At 69.1% G+C, this 17,094-nt stretch carries 13 protein-coding genes; 8 read left to right on the top strand and 5 right to left on the bottom strand.

Annotated features, from left to right (window positions below; translation table 11 throughout):
* Positions 1-27 precede the first annotated feature (27 nt).
* The 3 genes from ACFXN1_RS16970 (at position 28) to ACFXN1_RS16960 (ending at position 2,039) form a co-directional block, all read left to right on the top strand.
* Positions 28-1,197: an alpha/beta hydrolase family protein gene (locus ACFXN1_RS16970; protein WP_379437616.1), complete on the top strand. Its 1,170-nt coding sequence runs from the start codon at positions 28-30 to the stop codon at positions 1,195-1,197.
* A gap of 75 nt (positions 1,198-1,272) precedes the next feature.
* The gene (locus ACFXN1_RS16965; RefSeq protein WP_379399362.1) at positions 1,273-1,620 is read left to right on the top strand and encodes a DoxX family protein; all 348 of its coding nucleotides are present in this window, start codon (positions 1,273-1,275) and stop codon (positions 1,618-1,620) included.
* A 26-nt stretch (positions 1,621-1,646) separates the two neighbouring features.
* Complete coding sequence (locus ACFXN1_RS16960; protein WP_379399363.1) at positions 1,647-2,039, top strand: nitroreductase/quinone reductase family protein; 393 nt, start codon at positions 1,647-1,649, stop codon at positions 2,037-2,039.
* A gap of 9 nt (positions 2,040-2,048) precedes the next feature.
* On the opposite strand, the gene hutU is transcribed toward ACFXN1_RS16960, so the two are convergent.
* Together hutU and hutH are read right to left on the bottom strand one after the other, a co-directional pair.
* Positions 2,049-3,698: a urocanate hydratase gene (gene hutU / locus ACFXN1_RS16955; RefSeq protein ID WP_379437618.1), complete on the bottom strand. Its 1,650-nt coding sequence runs from the start codon at positions 3,696-3,698 to the stop codon at positions 2,049-2,051.
* Positions 3,695-5,239: a histidine ammonia-lyase gene (gene hutH, locus ACFXN1_RS16950; RefSeq protein WP_379437620.1), complete on the bottom strand. Its 1,545-nt coding sequence runs from the start codon at positions 5,237-5,239 to the stop codon at positions 3,695-3,697. The genes hutU and hutH overlap by 4 nt, the downstream gene beginning before the upstream one ends.
* A 158-nt stretch (positions 5,240-5,397) precedes the next feature.
* On the opposite strand from hutH, the gene ACFXN1_RS16945 reads away from it, so the two are divergent.
* On the top strand, positions 5,398-6,189 hold the full coding sequence (locus ACFXN1_RS16945) for an SAM-dependent methyltransferase (protein ID WP_379437621.1): 792 nt from the start codon (positions 5,398-5,400) through the stop codon (positions 6,187-6,189).
* Positions 6,190-6,259: 70 nt separating this feature from the next.
* On the opposite strand, the gene ACFXN1_RS16940 is transcribed toward ACFXN1_RS16945, so the two are convergent.
* Positions 6,260-7,300: a hypothetical protein gene (locus ACFXN1_RS16940; protein WP_379437623.1), complete on the bottom strand. Its 1,041-nt coding sequence runs from the start codon at positions 7,298-7,300 to the stop codon at positions 6,260-6,262.
* A gap of 122 nt (positions 7,301-7,422) precedes the next feature.
* Here ACFXN1_RS16940 and ACFXN1_RS16935 point away from each other — a divergent pair, with 122 nt between their 5' ends.
* Both ACFXN1_RS16935 and ACFXN1_RS16930 read left to right on the top strand, forming a co-directional pair.
* On the top strand, positions 7,423-7,776 hold the full coding sequence (locus tag ACFXN1_RS16935) for a hypothetical protein (protein WP_379437625.1): 354 nt from the start codon (positions 7,423-7,425) through the stop codon (positions 7,774-7,776).
* Between the two features lies 1 nt (position 7,777).
* Positions 7,778-8,794, top strand: a complete 1,017-nt coding sequence (locus tag ACFXN1_RS16930) for an alpha/beta hydrolase (RefSeq protein WP_379437626.1) — start codon at positions 7,778-7,780, stop codon at positions 8,792-8,794.
* A 23-nt stretch (positions 8,795-8,817) separates the two neighbouring features.
* Here ACFXN1_RS16930 and ACFXN1_RS16925 read toward each other — a convergent pair whose 3' ends face one another.
* Positions 8,818-10,323 (bottom strand): MFS transporter, encoded by a 1,506-nt coding sequence (locus ACFXN1_RS16925; protein ID WP_379437628.1) that lies wholly within the window; start codon positions 10,321-10,323, stop codon positions 8,818-8,820.
* A 182-nt stretch (positions 10,324-10,505) separates the two neighbouring features.
* On the opposite strand from ACFXN1_RS16925, the gene ACFXN1_RS16920 reads away from it, so the two are divergent.
* Positions 10,506-14,213, top strand: coding sequence for an arabinosyltransferase domain-containing protein (locus ACFXN1_RS16920; protein ID WP_379463625.1), 3,708 nt, complete (start codon positions 10,506-10,508; stop codon positions 14,211-14,213).
* Positions 14,214-14,471: 258 nt separating this feature from the next.
* Here the strand turns inward: ACFXN1_RS16920 and ACFXN1_RS16915 are convergent, their stop codons facing one another.
* Positions 14,472-15,602, bottom strand: coding sequence for an alpha/beta hydrolase (locus ACFXN1_RS16915; RefSeq protein ID WP_379399372.1), 1,131 nt, complete (start codon positions 15,600-15,602; stop codon positions 14,472-14,474).
* A gap of 342 nt (positions 15,603-15,944) precedes the next feature.
* On the opposite strand from ACFXN1_RS16915, the gene ACFXN1_RS16910 reads away from it, so the two are divergent.
* Complete coding sequence (locus ACFXN1_RS16910) at positions 15,945-16,883, top strand: hypothetical protein (RefSeq protein ID WP_379437630.1); 939 nt, start codon at positions 15,945-15,947, stop codon at positions 16,881-16,883.
* The last annotated feature ends 211 nt before the right edge of the window (positions 16,884-17,094 follow it).

Genomic DNA, 17,094 nt, shown 5'->3' with positions numbered 1-17,094 from the left:
GTTGCCCGCCGAAAGGGAGTGATGGCCATGCCGATTCGTCGCAGGTTCGCAGCCGCGGTCCGGCAGGCCGCACTGGCGGCGGGCACGATGAGCGCCTGCGCCGCGCTGACCGCCACCCTGACCGTGACGGCGGCGCCGGCCACGGCCGACAGCAATGATCTCGGGCGGCTGAGCGGGATCGAATTGCTCAATGGCGCATGGTCTTTCGATAGGGCCGCGGAGTCGCTCGGCTTCACCTACACCACCGTCGATCAGCGGGAGAATCCGGCCCGGGCCGGCGCGGCGCTGTATCTGCCGTCCGGGCTGCCGCCGCAGGGTGGCTGGCCGCTGGTGGTGTGGGCGCACGGCACGACCGGGATCGGCAATGACTGCGCGCCCTCGCATCGGCCGCAGTCGGATCGAAATCGCAGCTATTTCAACCAGATTCTGGACCGGGGCTACGCCGTGCTGGCACCCGACTATCAGGGTCTGGGCACCGGCGGCAATTTCAGCTACTACAACACCGCGGTCGAGGGCCGCTCCATTCTCGACTCGATCACGGCGGTCCGCGGTCTGCCCGTCCCGCTGTCGGCGCACTGGGTGCTCATCGGCCAGTCCGAGGGCGCGCACGCCGTCATGAGCGCGGCCGCCCTGTACGCCCGGAACCCGTCCGCCGTCAGGGGACTCACCGGCGTGATCGCCACCGGCCTGCGCACGAATCCGGCCAAGAGCCTGCGTGAGATGTTCCGCCGCGGCTCGACCGGCTCCGAGAACCAGGTCGGCTACGCGGGCTACTATCTCGCCGCGCTGGAGGAGCTCGCGCCCGGCACCGTGACCCCGTACCTGTCCGACTTCGGCAGGCAGTACGTGGAAAAGGCCGCCACCGCATGCCTTTCGGATCTGGTGGCCGCCGCCGGGGGCCGCCGTCCCGAGGCGCTCGTCGCCGATCCGGACAACCCCACCCCGACCTTCGAGGCCGACATCAGATCGCTGGTCTCCTATCAGGAGGACCTGGTCCCCGCCGACCTCATGATCGGCTACGGCACCGCCGATATCGACGTCCCCCCGGCCGACACCCCCGCCTACGGTGCCGCCCTCCAGGACCACAACCCCTGGGTGCAGGTCACCGTCACGGCCTACCCCGGCAAGGACCACAGCGGCGCGTTCCTCGCCTCCCTGCCCGACGCCCTCACCTTCCTGCAATCCCACCTCCCCTGACCCCGATGTCACTCCTCGGGCTCCCGCTTCGTCATTCAGGTAAGAGCACAGCAAACCTGAAAGGACGTGGCTCCCATGAACCTCGCTTACCACATCGTCGGTGTCGTCTCGGCCCTCTGGATCGGCTTCTCCGGCTACTCCCTGTTCACCAAGCAGCAGTTCGTCGTGGACCCGCTGATCGACTACGGCGTCCCCCGTACCTGGTGGAACTGGCTGGCCCTGGCCAAATCGGCCGGTGCGCTGGGCCTGGTGGCCGGTTTCTTCCTCCCGCCCCTCGGCATCGCGGCCGCCATCGGCGTGATCCTCTACTTCACCGGGGCCGCGGCCACCACCATCCGCGCCCACTCCTACAAGACCACCCCCTTCCCCCTGCTATACCTGGCCCCCGCCGCCGCCACGCTGGCCCTGCAACTGGCCCGGTGAGCCGCGGCCGGTGCTAGCGTCGGCTCATGCCGAGCCGACGCGATCTGCAACACGCCATGGTCACGACACTTCAGCGGAGGGTGGGCAACCCGATCCTGGGCCGCCTACCCATCCAAACCCTGCTGGAGACCACCGGCCGGGTCAGCGGCCGCCCCCGCCTCACCCCCATCGGCGGCCGCCGCTCCGGCGCGTCCTTCTGGCTGGTCTCCGAATTCGGCACCCGCTCGCAGTACATCCGCAATATCGAAGCCGACCCCCGCGTCCGCCTCCGCCTCCACGGCCGCTGGTACACCGGCACCGCCCACCTCCTGCCCGACGACGACCCCATCGCCCGTCTGCGCACCCTCCCGAAGGCCAACAGCGCAGCCGTACGGGTGATGGGCACCGACCTCCTGAGCGTTCGCATCGACCTGGATTGAGGCGCCGGATCAGCCCTCCCACAACGGAATTCGAATATTCTTCGCGCGGGCGACCGATTCCGCTTCCGGGTATCCGGCGTCCACGTGACGCAGCACGCCCGTGGCCGGGTCGTTGGTGAGGACCCGGTCGATCTTCTGCGCGGCCAGCGGGGTGCCGTCGGCGACCGTGACCTGACCGGCGTGGATGGAGCGGCCGATGCCCACGCCGCCGCCGTGGTGGATGGAGACCCAGCTCGCGCCGGACGCGGTATTGACGAGGGCATTGAGCAGCGGCCAGTCCGCGATGGCGTCGGAGCCGTCGGCCATGGCTTCGGTTTCGCGGTAGGGCGAGGCGACCGAGCCGCCGTCGAGGTGATCGCGGCCGATCACGATGGGGGCCGCGACCTCACCGCCGGCGACCAGCTCGTTGAATCGGAGTCCGGCGGACCGGCGTTCGCCGTAGCCGAGCCAGCAGATACGGGCGGGCAGGCCCTGGAACGCGACCCGGTCCCGCGCCAGGCGGATCCAGCGGGCGAGGGACTCGTTCTCGGGGAACAGCTCGAGAATGGCGCGGTCGGTGGTGGCGATATCGGCCGGGTCTCCGGACAGGGCGACCCAGCGGAACGGGCCCTTGCCCGCGCAGAAGAGGGGCCGGATGTAGGCGGGCACGAAGCCCGGGAAGTCGAAGGCGCGCTCGTATCCGGCCAGCTTCGCCTCGCCGCGAATGGAATTGCCGTAGTCGAAGACCTCCGCGCCGCGGTCCAGGAAGCCGACCATGGCGCCGACGTGGATGGCCATGGAATCCCGTGCGCGCCGGGTGAATTCGTCGGGCTTGCGGCCCGCGTAGTCGTCCCAGTCCTCCAGTGCGACACCGATCGGCAGGTAGGTCAGCGGGTCGTGGGCCGAGGTCTGATCGGTGACGATGTCCACCTCGACCTCGCGGCGCAGCAGTTCCGGCAGTACCTCGGCGGCATTGCCGATGAGCCCCACCGACAGTGGCCGCCGTTCGGCCTTGGCGGCGAGCACCCGGGCCAGGGCGTCGTCGATGTCGTCCGCGATCTCGTCCAGGTACCGGGTCTCGACCCGGCGGCGGGCATGCCGCGGATTGCATTCGACGCACAGCGCCACGCCGCCGTTCATGGTGACGGCCAGCGGTTGGGCCCCGCCCATGCCGCCCAGACCCGCGGTGAGTGTGAGGGTTCCGGCCAGGGTGCCGCCGAATCGCTTGGCGGCCACCGCCGCGAAGGTCTCGTAGGTGCCCTGCAGGATCCCCTGGGTGCCGATATAGATCCAGGACCCGGCGGTCATCTGCCCGTACATGGTCAGCCCGGCCGCCTCCAGGCGGCGGAATTCGGGCCAGTTCGCCCAGTCCGGAACAAGATTCGAGTTGGCGATGAGCACGCGTGGCGCCCATTCGTGGGTGCGCAGCACGCCGACCGGCCGGCCGGACTGGACCAGCAGGGTCTCGTCCTCGCGCAGGTCGAGCAGGGTCCGCGCGATGGCGTCGAAGCTGGGCCAGTCCCGGGCCGCCCGGCCGGTCCCGCCGTAGACGACGAGATCCTGTGGCCGCTCGGCCACCTCGGGGTCCAGATTGTTGTGCAGCATGCGCCAGGCCGCTTCGGTCTGCCAGGTGCGGGCGGTGAGCGTGGCGCCGCGGGCGGCCCGGACGATTCGGGTCATGACGAAACCCCCTGGTCGAGAAGGTGATCCGCCGCACCCGACCGCACCAGTGCGGCCACGGTGGCGATATCCGGTGCGAGGTGGCGGTCGGGCCCGGGTCCCGGCACCCGTGCTCGCACCAGGTCCCGCAGCGCCCCTGTCATCGGAGCGGGCCGCAGAGGTGCGCGGAGATCCAATGCCCGTGCGGCGGTGAGCAATTCGATGGTGAGCACGGTGGTCAGCCCATCCACCGCGCGCCGCAGCTTGCGGGCCGCGGTCCAGCCCATGGACGCGTGGTCCTCCTGCATGGCGCTGGAGGGGATGGAATCCACCGAGGCCGGCACCGCGTACCGCTTCAGCTCGGTCACCACTCCGGCCTGGGTGTACTGGGCGATCATGTAGCCGGAGTCCACGCCCGGATCGGCGGCCAGGAATGCGGGCAGCCCGTGTGATCGGTGCACGTCCAGCATGCGGTCGGTGCGGCGTTCGGCCATGCCGGCCACGTCGGCGACCGCGATGGCCAGGAAATCCAGCACGTAGCCGACGGGGGCGCCGTGGAAGTTCCCGTTGGACTCCACCCGGCCGTCGGCGAGCACCACGGGATTGTCGATGGCGGACCGTAATTCGCGTGCGGCGACGGTCTCGGCGTGGTCCAGGGTGTCCCGCGCCGCGCCGTGCACCTGCGGCGCGCACCGCAGCGAATACGCGTCCTGTACCCGCGGGCAGTCCTCGCCCCGGTGACTGGCCACGATCTCGGACCCGGCCAGCGCCGCCAGCATGCGCGCCGCCGACACCGCCTGTCCGGGATGCGGGCGCAGCTCCTGCAGATCCGCCGCGAACACCCGATCGGTGCCCAGCTGCGCCTCCACGCTCATGGCCGCGGTCAGATCGGCCAGATCGAACAGCCGCCGCAGGTCCTCGATGGCCAGCACCAGCATGCCCAGCATGCCGTCGGTGCCGTTGGTGAGGGCCAGGCCCTCCTTCTCCGCCAAGGTGATCGGTGTCAGCCCGTGCTCTTCCAGCGCGGGCCCGATCGGGCGCGGACCGCCGGGCCCGAGCACCGATCCCTCCCCGATGAGTGCCAGCGCCACCGCCGCCAGCGGGGCCAGGTCACCCGAGCAGCCCAGCGAACCGTATTCCGGCACAACCGGAATCAGCCCGCTGTCCAGCAGTGCGGCCAGCGCCCGCGCGGTCCCGGGCCGCGCCCCGGTGTGCCCGGACAGCAGGGTGCGCAAGCGCAGCAGCATCATCGCCCGCACCACCTCCGCCTCCACCGGTGCACCGGCCCCGGCGGCATGCGAACGAATCAGCGAGCGCTGCAGGTCGGTTCGCCGGGCCGGCGGTATGTGCCGCAGCGCCAGCGCCCCGAACCCGGTGGACACCCCGTATACCGGCCGGTCGCTGTGTGCCAGCGCGTCGATGTGCTGCCGCACCCGCGCCAGCTCCGCCAGCGCATCCGGGTCCAATTCCACTCGTGCGCCGCGCCGGGCCACCGCCACCACGGCCGCCCGTGTCAGGGGTCCCGCTCCCACCGGCACCCGTTCGGCTCCGATTCGAGTCATGGGCACTATTCCAGCGCTTCCGGCCGCGCAGATCGAGCACCCTCGGCCCGGTTTCGCGGGCTTTTTCCGACGCCTGGCAGGTTGCCGACAAGCTGCGCATTTCTCTCTGGCGTGCGCCGGAAATTGTTACGATCGGCGGGGATCTCGAGGGAGGTGCGGTGTCTGAGCTCAATCGAGCACCGGTGGGCGTGGATCCATTCCGGCCCAACGCTGCTCGCGTGTACAACTACATGCTCGGTGGCAAGGACAATTACGACGCCGACCGCGCACTCGGCGACAAGATGCTGCAGGTCGCCCCGGACACCCGGGAGACCGCCTGGCACAGCAGGCAATTCCTGCTGCAGGCGGTGCGACGCGCGGCAGAGGACGGCATCCGTCAGTTCGTGGACATCGGCGCGGGCATTCCGATCAGCCCGAATGTGCACGAGGTGGCACAGGAGGTCGACCCGTCCGCCCTCGTCGCCTCCATCGATTACGACCCCGTGGTGTACGCCCACAGCAATGCGCTGCTCACCGGCGCACCGGGCGTCACGCCCATCCTCGCGGATATTCGCGAACCGGACAAAATTCTCGAATTAGCGCGCACCGAGGGCGGAATCGACTTCTCCCTGCCGGTTGCCGTCGTGATCGTCGGAGTCCTGCACTTCGTCATGGACGACGAGAAGCCCTACGAGGCCGTGGCACGCCTGCGTGACGCCATGGCGCCCGGCAGCCTGCTGGTCATCCAGCACGCCTCCACCAATACCCACCCGTTCTTCCAGAACGCCTCCACCAGCGACACCGTCGGCAGCCCCTCCCAGATCGACTTCCGGCCGCCGGAGCAGGTCGAGCGCTTCTTCGAAGGGCTGGAGATGTTGCCGCCCGGCCTCGCGCCCGCCAATGAGTGGCTCGCCGGCAACCTTCAGCCCACCCGCCTGGTGGTCCTCTGCGGCATCGGCCGCAAGAACTAGCCGCCCGAACTCGAGCCGCCGCGCCGTCGCGGAACCCGCTGTGGCGTAACCGAACCCGCGCTGGCGCCGCTCAATCCGCCGCAGCCAGCGTATCCGCCCGCGCGACCAGCGCATCGGCGATCGGGCGGGGACGCCGGCCCAGGCCGCAGGCGCTGGCGACGCCGTCGACCGGGCGGCCCAGCACCGATTCGATGGTGCGCAGCGTCTGGATCTGCTGAGCCTCGGTCGGGGTCTCGTGCACGAAACCCGCATAGAAGCGGGTCGTCGGCGGTAGGCCCAGGCCCGCGAGCGGGGCATAGAACTCCGGGCGGGTGGAGGGCGGAATCTCACCGGCCGCGAGGGGGCCGTGGATGAACTCCAGGGTCCGGCCCGAGGGCCATTGCCGGGCAATGGAATTGGCCAGTTCGACCAGGGGGCGGGTATCGCGCAATGTGGTCCGTGCCCTGTTGCGCATGCTGCCCAGGCACAGGTGCACGCCGATGCGGGTGCCCTCCGGGGTGGCCGCCGCGAGCTCGGCGATGCCGCGGCCCAGGCCCAGCGTCGCATCGATACGCCGGTGCAGCGGCTGGGTTTTGGCCATCAGCACCATTTCGGCGGTGGCCTCGAACTGCAGCACCACCTGGTCGCCGGCCCGCGCGCGAATGGCCTCGATATCGCGAATCGTGGCGTCGCGGAAGGCTTTCCGATACCGTCGCACCCCGCCCACCCCCATCGCGATGAAGGCCATCGTGAAATCGGTCGGCATACCGATCTGGAGTAACAGCTCGGGTAGATCCCGTTCCGAGCGTAGGGTTTCGAAGGTCGGCAGCGCTTCTTCGGCCTCGCCGCGATAGCCGAACTCCATCATGTCTCCGGTCAGCCCGGCGTCCCGGGCGGCGCGGTGGATGGTCCGCTCCCGGCTCGACGACCATGAACCGCTGCGTTTCACTTCCAGCGCACCCTGAGTAACCAGATTGTCGATGATCGGCTGGATGTACCACTCGTAGCGTCTGGTCTCCCCGGTCGGCAGCGTCCGCAACCGGGTGCCCGCACCGTCGAGCATCGCCCGCATCGCATCGCCGGTGCTCTCGGCCGGAAAGCTCCCGACGAAGTGCACATTTCGCGCGCCCATACCGTGCATAGTAGATCTTCGACCACGTTCCCGAATGCACCGTTCACGGATCATTGTGTGGAGTATCGTCATTCGCCAGAGAATGGCCGGACTCGGAACCGCTCCTGGGAAGAATTTCGGTGATGAAGAAGCTCTATGCCCGTTTGATGAAGGCCTCATGCCCCGTCGATCCGGAGTCGATGGCGGTCAATCTTCCCATCATCCAGGGTGAGGTCGTCCCGTACGCCATGTCGGATCCGGGTGCACGCCAGATCTTCTTCTTCCTGGACGAGCAGGACGGGACCATGTTCTCGATCACGCTGTACGACACCGAAAAAGACCTCGAACACGCCATGCGGGACGCCGACAGCGAGCACCGCCACACGACGCTGGCGCGGCTGGGCTGCACACCCATCGACGCGCGCACGCTCGAGGTGGTGGCGGGCGCGGTCGCCGACGACGCCGCGAAAGTCGACTTCAGCCAAGAGATTTCCTGACATGCGCACCTCGTTGCGGGCGCTGGCCGTCTGCGCGGCCACGACCCTGCTCTCCCTCACTCCGGTACTGGCACAGGCCGATCCCGCGGTCCCGGCCGATCACTGCCAGGACGTGACGTTCCCGGTCCCGCAGGGCACCATCGCGGGCACCCTGTGCCTGCCGGACGGGCCCACGGACACGGTGATGATCCTGATGTCGGGATCCAACTACAACCACCTGTACTGGGACTTCCCGTACCAGCCCGACACCTACAACTTCCGGCGCGCCATGAACGCGGCCGGCTACGCGACGCTGGTGGCCGACCGGCTCGGCAATGGCGCGAGCAGCCGGCCGCCGAGTCTCAGCCTGACGGCCTCCGAGACCGCGGAGGCCCTGCACACCATGGTGCAGGCGCTGCGCGGCGGCTTCGCGGGCAATGCCCCCTTCACCAAGGTGGTCACCGCCGGTCACTCGCTGACCTCCGGCACCTCGGTCATGGAGGCCACCAGTTACCACGACGTCGACGGCGTCCTGCTGACCGGCTACTCGCACACGCTCAGCGTGCCGGACGTGCTCGGCGTCATCAGCACCTACTACCAGGCGGTCAATGATCCCGAATTCGCCGGGCGCGGTTACGATCCCGGCTATCTTGTCACCCGCCCGGGCACCCGCGCCGCCGATTTCTATGGCATGAACCCGGACCCCCGGGTCATCGCGCTCGACGAGGCCAACAAGGAGACCTTCTCCCTCACCGAGTACCCCGACGGCCTGCTCTCCACCCTGCCCGGCATGTCCAGCTTCATCACAGCGCCGGTGCTCATCGTGAACGGGAGCCGGGATCGCATGAGCTGCGGCCCGGATTTCGGCACCTGCACCGACACGACCACCCTGGATGCGGCCGAGCGCCCGTACTTCTCCCCCGCGGCGAAGCTGCGCACCTTCGTGCTCCCCGACAGCGGCCATGCCATCAATCTCGCGCCGAATACGGGTGACTACCGCGCAGTGGTCCTCGACTGGATGAAGTCGCTGGCCAACTGAGATCCGGTGCGGGCCTGCCGGACTCAGGTCGAGAACGGCGAGCCCGCGCCCTCCGCCCGGGCCGTACCCTCGCGCCGGGTGGCCGCCAGGGGCAGGGCGATGTCCTCGAGCGACCGGCCCTCGGCATCCACCGCGAGGAGCTGGGCCACCACACCACCCGCGATCATGACCGCCGCGCCCAGCAGATAGCCGAGGAACAGGCGGACCGGATGTGAGCCGTCGCCGATCAGCGCACCGTAGATGACGGGCCCGAGCGCGCCGAAACACTGTGCAATGGCGAAAAATACGGCGATCGCCTTGGCCCGGACCTCGAGCGGGAAGATCTCGCTCACGGTGAGATAGGCCGAACTCGCGCCCGCCGAGGCGAAGAAGAAGATGACGCACCAGCACGCCGTCTGGGTGATCGCATTCAGGACCCCGGCGTAGAACAGCACCGCCGAGATCGCCAGCAGCACACCGGAGAGGATGTAGGTGCCCGCGATCATGCGACGGCGGCCGATGGTGTCGAAGAAATGCCCGATGGTGAGCGGCCCGGCCAGGTTTCCGACCGCGAAGGCGATCAGATAGATGGGCGTGGAACCGGAGGGCACCCCGTAGAACTTGCCGAGCACCAGCGTGTAGGTGAAGAAGATCGCGTTGTACAGAAACGATTGGCTGATCATGAGACTCGCGCCCAGGATCGCGCGCTGCGGATACTCGCGGAACAGCACCCTGGTCAGTGCCAGATAGCCGATGCGATCGGCGGGTTTCACCGCCATGGCCCGGGATTCGTCGACCGGCGGCAGCGACACCCCCGTCGCCTCCACCTCGCGCTCGATCTCCGCGATCGACTGCTCAGCGTCGCGGGCGTGGCCGTGCATGATCTGCCAGCGCGGGCTCTCCGGGAGATGGCGGCGCACGAACAGGATCACCAGGCCCAGCACCGGGCCGATGAGGAAGCCCAGCCGCCAGCCCAGCGACAGGCTCAGGTGATTGAGCAGAATGTAGGTGCCCAGGGTGCCGATAATCGCTCCGGCCCAATAGGTTCCGTTCACCGCGATGTCGACACGGCCGCGATAGCGGGCCGGAATCAGCTCGTCGATGGCGGAATTGATGGCCGCGTACTCGCCGCCGATACCGGTGCCCGCGATGAAACGGGTGACGTACAGGAAGACCACCCAGCCCGCGCGATTGCCGAGAGTCGCTGCGGTGAGCCCGCTTCCGAGCAGATAGATGCCCAGGGTGATCAGGAACAGCTTGCGCCGGCCCAGACGATCGGAGAGGTTGCCGAACACCAGCGCGCCGACCACCTCACCCGCCAGGTACACCGTCGCGATCAGGCCGACCGCGGTCGAGGACCGGTGCAGGGTCTCGGGTTTGGTGAGGGTGTCGGCGACCGCGCTGGCCACCGTGATCTCCAGGCCGTCGAGAATCCACGCCACTCCCAGCGCGACCACCAGCCGGGTGTGGAATCTCGACCACGGCAATCGATCGATCCGGGCGGGCACCAGGGTCCGCACCACGCCGCCGCTGTCGAGCGCCTCCGCCATCACGACTCCTGAGTCCGGTTACCGCGTCCTCTTCCACCATCGAATGCCCCGACAAACGATAGGCCAATCCTCGAAGATCACCGCTCGAACTGCGAAGATGCGGGTCGATCGGCGCCGGAGAACGTGCCGGTCCGAATATTCCGCGATGAGTTTCGCGGAAGCTATGGCTAGCATCGGCGTTCGTGCGTTCAGTTTCCGGGGGAGTTTTTCCAATTCGACTGATCGCCCTCGTAGCGGGGGTGCTCGGTGTTCTGCTGGCGGTGCTCACACCGCTACTGCCGGTCCGGCAGGATCGGGCCGGCCTCGATTGGCCACAGGCACAGGCGGTTCAGATGACTGCGCCGCTGGTGGATTACGTGCCGCTGTCGGTGGATATGAGCGTGCCATGCGCCGTGCTGCGGGACATGCCCAGCGGGACAGTGCTATCCACAGTGCCCACACAGGCCCCCGGCGCAGCCGCCAAAGGTCTGATCGCCCGGGTCGAGGACCGACCGGGCACCGGCCGCACTCTGTCGGTGACACTGCGCAACATCCCGCTGCTCACCGCCTCGATCTTCGAAATGACCGGTGTTGGAACAGCTTCCGACCCGGTCATCACCTCGCCCTCCAGCGTCGCCCCGCAATCCGGCACCACACCGACGCCGACACCCGGAGCCACGCCGCCTGCCAACGCGAACCCCACGCCCGGCGCCACACCGCCGCCCGGTGCGAATCCCGCACCCGGAGTGGCACAACCGTCCGGCGCGAACCCTGCACCCGGCGCTGCACCACCCTCGGGCGCGAATCCGGCCCCGGGAGCGACACCGCCCCCAGGCGCGAATCCGCCTGCCGGAGCGACACCGCCGCCGGGTTCGACACCGCCGCCGGGAGCCACCATGCCGGCGGATGCGCCGCTGCCGCCGGCCGGTAGCACCGATCCCGGTACGGCTGCCGGGCCCGGGGCCGGGAGCGGGTCGAATCCGAATCTCGTGCCGCACGCCGGTTGCGGTGCGCTGGTTGTGCATTCGAGTGCGGAGGTCACCACCGCTGAGTTGACCGGGTTGACCAAGTCGGACGGTTCGCCGTTCCGGACCACGGTCACGCGGGATGTGCGGCCCCAGATCGTCGGGGTGTACACCGATCTGGATCGGACCCGGCTGAGTGATGCCAAGTTGCACGCCGAGGTGGATTCGCGGTTCTCGTCGAGTCCGAGCGTGCTGAAGCTGGCGGCTATGGCGGGCGCGGTGCTGTGTACCCTCGTCGCGCTGGTCTGCCTGTATTTCATGGATGCGGCGGACGGCAGGCGCAGGCGGAGGTTCCTGCCGGCGCGCTGGTGGCGGTTCACGCTCACCGACGCGGTCGTGCTTGCGACGCTGGGTGTCTGGCATGTTATCGGGGCCAATACCTCCGACGACGGCTACATCCTCACCATGGCGCGGGTATCCGAGTACGCGGGATACACCGCCAACTACTACCGGTGGTACGGGGTGGCGGAAGCGCCCTTCGGGTGGCCGTACGAACTGCTGGCGCAGATGACCCGGGTCACCGATGCCGGTGTCTGGATGCGGTTGCCGGCGCTGCTGGCCGCGGTGCTGTGCTGGTGGGTGATCAGCCGGGAGGTGTTGCCGCGCCTGGGTTCCCGGGTGCGCGCCGCATCGGGTCCGCGCTGGGCGGCCGCGCTGGTGTTCCTGGCGCTGTGGCTGCCGTTCGACAACGGTCTGCGGCCGGAACCCCTGATCGCGCTGGGCGCGCTGCTGACCTGGTGCTCCATCGAACGCGCGATCGCCACCAGGCGCTTGCTGCCCGCCGCGGTCGCGGTGCTGCTCGCCGCGTTCTCGTTGGCGGCGGGACCGTCCGGATTGATCTGCCTGGCAGCACTTTTCGCCGGTTCGCGACGGGTGCTGCGGATTCTCCTCACCCAGGTGCGCGCGGAAGCCGGCGGGCTCCCAGGCCTGCTCGCGCGCATCGCTCCGGTGCTGACGGCGGGCACCCTGGTCCTGACGGTGGTCTTCGCGGATCAGACCCTGGCGTCGGTCGCCGAGGCCACCCGGGTGCGAAAGCTGGTGGGCCCCAACCTGTCCTGGTCGGACGAACCCACCCGCTGGATCTCGCTGCTCTCCCTGACCCCGGACGGCTCGCTGTCGCGGCGTTTCGGCGTGCTCGCCATGCTGCTGTGCCTGGCCGTCTGCGTCGCGGTGGCGCTGCGCAAGGGCGGCCGGATTCCGGAGACCGCCCGCGGGCCGGTGGCGCGGGTGCTCGGCATCGCCGTCATGTCACCGCTGCTCATGGCCTTCACGCCGACCAAGTGGACGCATCACTTCGGTGTCTATGCCGGACTGGCGGGCGCGCTGGCCGCGGTGACGGCGGTCGCGGTGGGCGGCAAGGGAATCCGGCTGCCGTACCTGCGCTCGCTGTTCGCGGCGGCGGTGCTGATCCTGGTGGCGTTCTGCTTCACCGGCTCCAACGGCTGGTGGTACGTGTCCGGCTACGGCGTGCGCTGGCCGGATCGCGCACCCGTGGTGGGCGGTACCAGCGTCGCCTCGCTGATCCTCGGGCTGGGCGCGTTGTGCCTGCTGGTGGCGGCCTGGCAGTACTTCCGCGAGCCCTATCGACCGGCCGGAAATGCTGCGGCGGCGCGGGTTTTCGATCGAATCGCCATCCGGCCGCTCACGGTCGCCGCCGCCCTGGTGGTGCTGTTCGAGGTGGCGACCACGGCCTCGGCGGCGTGGACGCAGTACCCCGCGTACTCGGTCGCGCTGTCGAATCTGCGGGCCCTGCAGGGGAAACCGTGCTCCATGGCCGATGACGTGCTCGTGGAGACCAAGCCCGAGGAATCCCTGCTCGCGCCCTACACCGGCACCGCAGCCGACGGACTCGCCGCGGACAACAGCGGATTCACCGCCAATGGTGTCGGAGACCTCGCGCCCGAAGGCGGCGGCCCCGGCGGTGGCAGTGGTCCGGGCGGTGGCAGCGGCGGCGGGAGCGGCGGTCCCGGCGGTGGCGGCCAGCAACAGGGCACTCCCCCGCCCGGCGGAGGCCCCGCGGACAAACCCAAGGCCGACCCCGGCATCAACGGCAGCACCATCGCCCTGCCCTACGGCCTCGACCCCAAGCTCACGCCCATTCTGGGCAGCTACACCACCGGCCAACCGCAGCCCGCGCATCTCACCACCCAGTGGTACCGCATGGATCTTGCTGCGGCACAGCGGGATTCCAGCTACCACATCCTGGCGCTGACCGTGGCCGGCCGCATCGCCGGTGAGGAACAGGGCCGCCGGATCGACGGCGCTCAACTGCACCTCGAGTTCGCCCACCGAGCCGACGACGGCACCATCGAACCCCTCGGCGCCCTGGCGCCGCCGACGGTCGGCGGCGCCCCGGGCTGGCGCAACCTGCCCATTCCCCTGGACCGAATCCCCGCCCGGACCACCGCGATTCGCCTGGTGGCCACCACCGACGACCCGACCGGCAAGCAATGGCTCGCCCTCACCCCACCCCGCCTGCCCCACCTGGCCACCCTCGACACCGTCGTCGGCCACGACACCCCGGTCCTGACCGATTTCCATGTCGGCCTGGCCTTCCCGTGCCAGCACCCCTTCGACCACCGCGACGGCATCGCCCAGCTCCCGTCCTGGCGCATCCTCCCCGACAAGCTGAACGCCCAGGTCTCCGAAACCTGGCAGGGCGACACCGGCGGCGGCCCCCTCGGCTGGTCCAGCCTCCTACTCCGCTCCCAGCCCGTCCCCGCCTACCTCAACCACGACTGGACCCGAGACTGGGGCGAAATCCAGAAACTCACCCCGTACATCGACGCGCCCCCCGCCACCGCCACCGTCCACCTCGAAACCCGCTGGGGCTGGACCGACGACACCCCCATCAAGGCCGCCCCCGACCCCACCCAAACCCACTAGAACTCGACCGAGCCGGGCCTTCGGGCCCGGACTCGGCCGTGTATCAACGAAATTCGTGAACGACTTCGATCGGGCCCACCAGGTGCGCATTGAACTCTTCCAGTTCTTCGGCCGGAACCCACAGTTCGAGAATGGTCGGCCCACCATCGCCGCGCAATTCGCGCGTGGCCGAGCTGACAAGAAGAGACCCGCCGCGGCCCGAATGCTCGGACGGCGGCGGGTCTTTCGGTTCGGCGTTGTCGATTCGGTTGGGCCCGGTCAGTTTTGCGGGGCCGGGGCTCCGGCGGGCGGGGCGCCGTTCGGGGGCTGGCCGCCGCCCGGGGCGTCGGCCGGGGGTTGGGCGGGCTGGGCGCCCGGGGGGAGGGGCTTGCCGATGTGCTGGGCAATGTCGGGGAGCATGCGGTTGGCGACCTGCTCCCAGTTGCCCCAGTTGTGGACGCCGATGCTCGGGAAGTCGTAGCTGACGTTGTCGTAGCCGAGGGACTGCAGGCGGGACTGGAAGGCCTTGGTGTTGGCCAGGGCGATGCCTTCCAGGGGCATGCCCTGGATGACCGCGTCCGCGGAGGACAGGTCCTGCTGAGCGGGGACGGCGCTGCCCGCGGCGATATAGAGGCGGGTGTTGTTGTCGATCAGCTGCTGGACGAAGCCGTACGGGTCCATCCGCTGCCACTTGGCGCTGCCCGCGGCGGCCATGGAATCGATGTTGTAGCCGCCGGCCGCGAGCAGGGCCAGGCGCAGGGCGTCACGCATGCCGGGCGCCGACATGTACAGGTAGCCCGACAGCGAACCGGCGTAGTTGAACTGGCCGGGGTGATAGGCGGCCATCAGCAGGGCCGCGCTGCCGCCACTGGACAGTCCGAAGATGCCATTGCGAGAGTCGCTGAACCCCAGTCGATCTCGCAGCGCATTACGCAGGTTCTGGGAGAGGAAGGTCTCCCACTGGTAGGTGTAGGACTTGCCGGAGGTCTCGTCCCAGCCCGCGACCGCCGAACCGGAATCCCGGCTCGGGAACAGCGACGCGTCGGGATTGGCGCCGCCGAAGCTGCTCGGGGCATCCCAGTCCTGATAGAAGCTGGATTCGCCGCCGACCGGCATCACCACATTGATATTGAATTTGGCCAGTGCCGCCGGGATGCTGGTGTGAATCTCCCAGCCGTTGTAGTCGTTCTGCGCACGCTCGCCATCGAGCAGGTACACCACCCGGTCGGTATTTCCGTCGGCCGCGCGCACGATCCGGGACTTGATCGAACCCATGCTGGAGTCGACATAGAAGTCGAACGCATCCGGATTCGTGTCTGCCGCAGCCGGTCCGGCCGTCAACGCCCCGAACGGCAGCAATACGGCCACCGCGGCTCCCGCCAGGCCCCGCTTGGCCCATCCACCCCGCATATCCTGTTATGCCTTTCACTCCACGGCCGAACCCGGCCGCTCCCCTCGATCTTCCCCCGCTCCTCTGTTCCCGGCGCGGCGGTTCGCCGAGCAGCATAGCCGCTGCCGATGGATCGGGTCCCCCCGAATCATATTGCGGCACTGGGCCGGATCGGAATGCGCGCTAGGCCAGTTCGACGCACACGAGTCATATTCAACAAGATGTTGAAGATTTCTTCAACAAGATGTTGATATCCCTGCGGCGCAATGATCTGTTAAGCGAACCGGAAGGTTGCACACGAAGGCTGGCACCGCGAACAGTTCGAGTCCTACGGGACCGAACACCGGTGGAAGGGGACGGGGATGGAGGCGGCGGTGCTTGTCTCCGGTGTGTTGTTCGGGATCCCGCTGGTGCTGCTGATGGTGTTGCTGCCCATCGCGATTCTGGCCGAACGGGATCGGAAGGCGCGACTGCGGGATTGGGCCGCGGCCAATGGCTGGACCTTCCGGGAACGATCGTTCGCGCCGTGGACCGCGCGGCTCCCGGGACGCAATCGCCGGGGGCTCGGCGTCACCCTGACCGGACGGGTAGGCGGGCGCTGGGTGACGGTCGCCGAGTACTCGTACGAAACCTCGTCGAGCACAGGCGAATCCACGACCACCACCACGCACCGCTACCTGGTGGCGCTGGTGCTGCTGGACCGGCCGCATCCCGCCCTCGCGGTGCGGCAGCGCGGGCTGATGTCGCAGTTCGGCCGCGCCCTGTTCGGCGACAAGCCGACCGCCACCGGCAATGTGCTGTTCGACGCACGCTTCCGGATCGATGCGATGGCCCCGGCCTACGCCAAGGCCATGGTCGGACCGGCACTGGTCGCCGCGCACATCGCGGGCGCGGTGCCGCAGTGGAGCCTGGTCGGCAACGAGCTGCTCACCTTCGCGCCCGGCGGAAAGCTGAAGGACCCGAACCTGATTCCCTGGTTCGCGGGGCAACTGTGCCAGGTGGCCGATCTGCTCGGTCCGGGCGACTTCGCCGCCCTCCCCGGGCCGCGCGATGCAACCGCGCTAATCGGCGTCGGCGGATTCGGCCGCCTCGGGCTCGACGGTGAAGACCGGGCTGCGCCCGCGGGCGTCCAGCCGGCCGTCGCCCCAGCTGGCACTGCCGTAGGCGTCGATATCGATGGCGTACGCCCCGGCGGGGAGCGCCTCGGGCAGCTGGATCGAGGTCCGATCCTGCCCGTCGACCAGCCCCAGATAGGTTCGGCAGGGCCGGGAACCGAGCGCCACCAGGAAGATTCGCGCTGATTCGAACCGCCGGTAGGCCGCCGCGTCCACCGACCAGCCCACCCCCAGCGACCGATGGGCCGCGTCGGTGAAATCGACGGTGACGCGCAGCGCCGAGCGCTCCCCGAGTCCTGCCCGGTCCTTCACGGCTGCCTCCTCGAGCACCCGGCCGGACGCACATCGATATGCCCGGGCAGATGTCCCACTGCAACCAGGCTGGCACGGACCCCGC

The organism is Nocardia sp. NPDC059154 (genome assembly GCF_042755705.1).
GTDB lineage: Bacteria > Actinomycetota > Actinomycetes > Mycobacteriales > Mycobacteriaceae > Nocardia.
The sequence above is the reverse complement of the archived record's forward strand: the minus strand, read 5'-3'. Positions and strand labels throughout refer to the sequence as shown.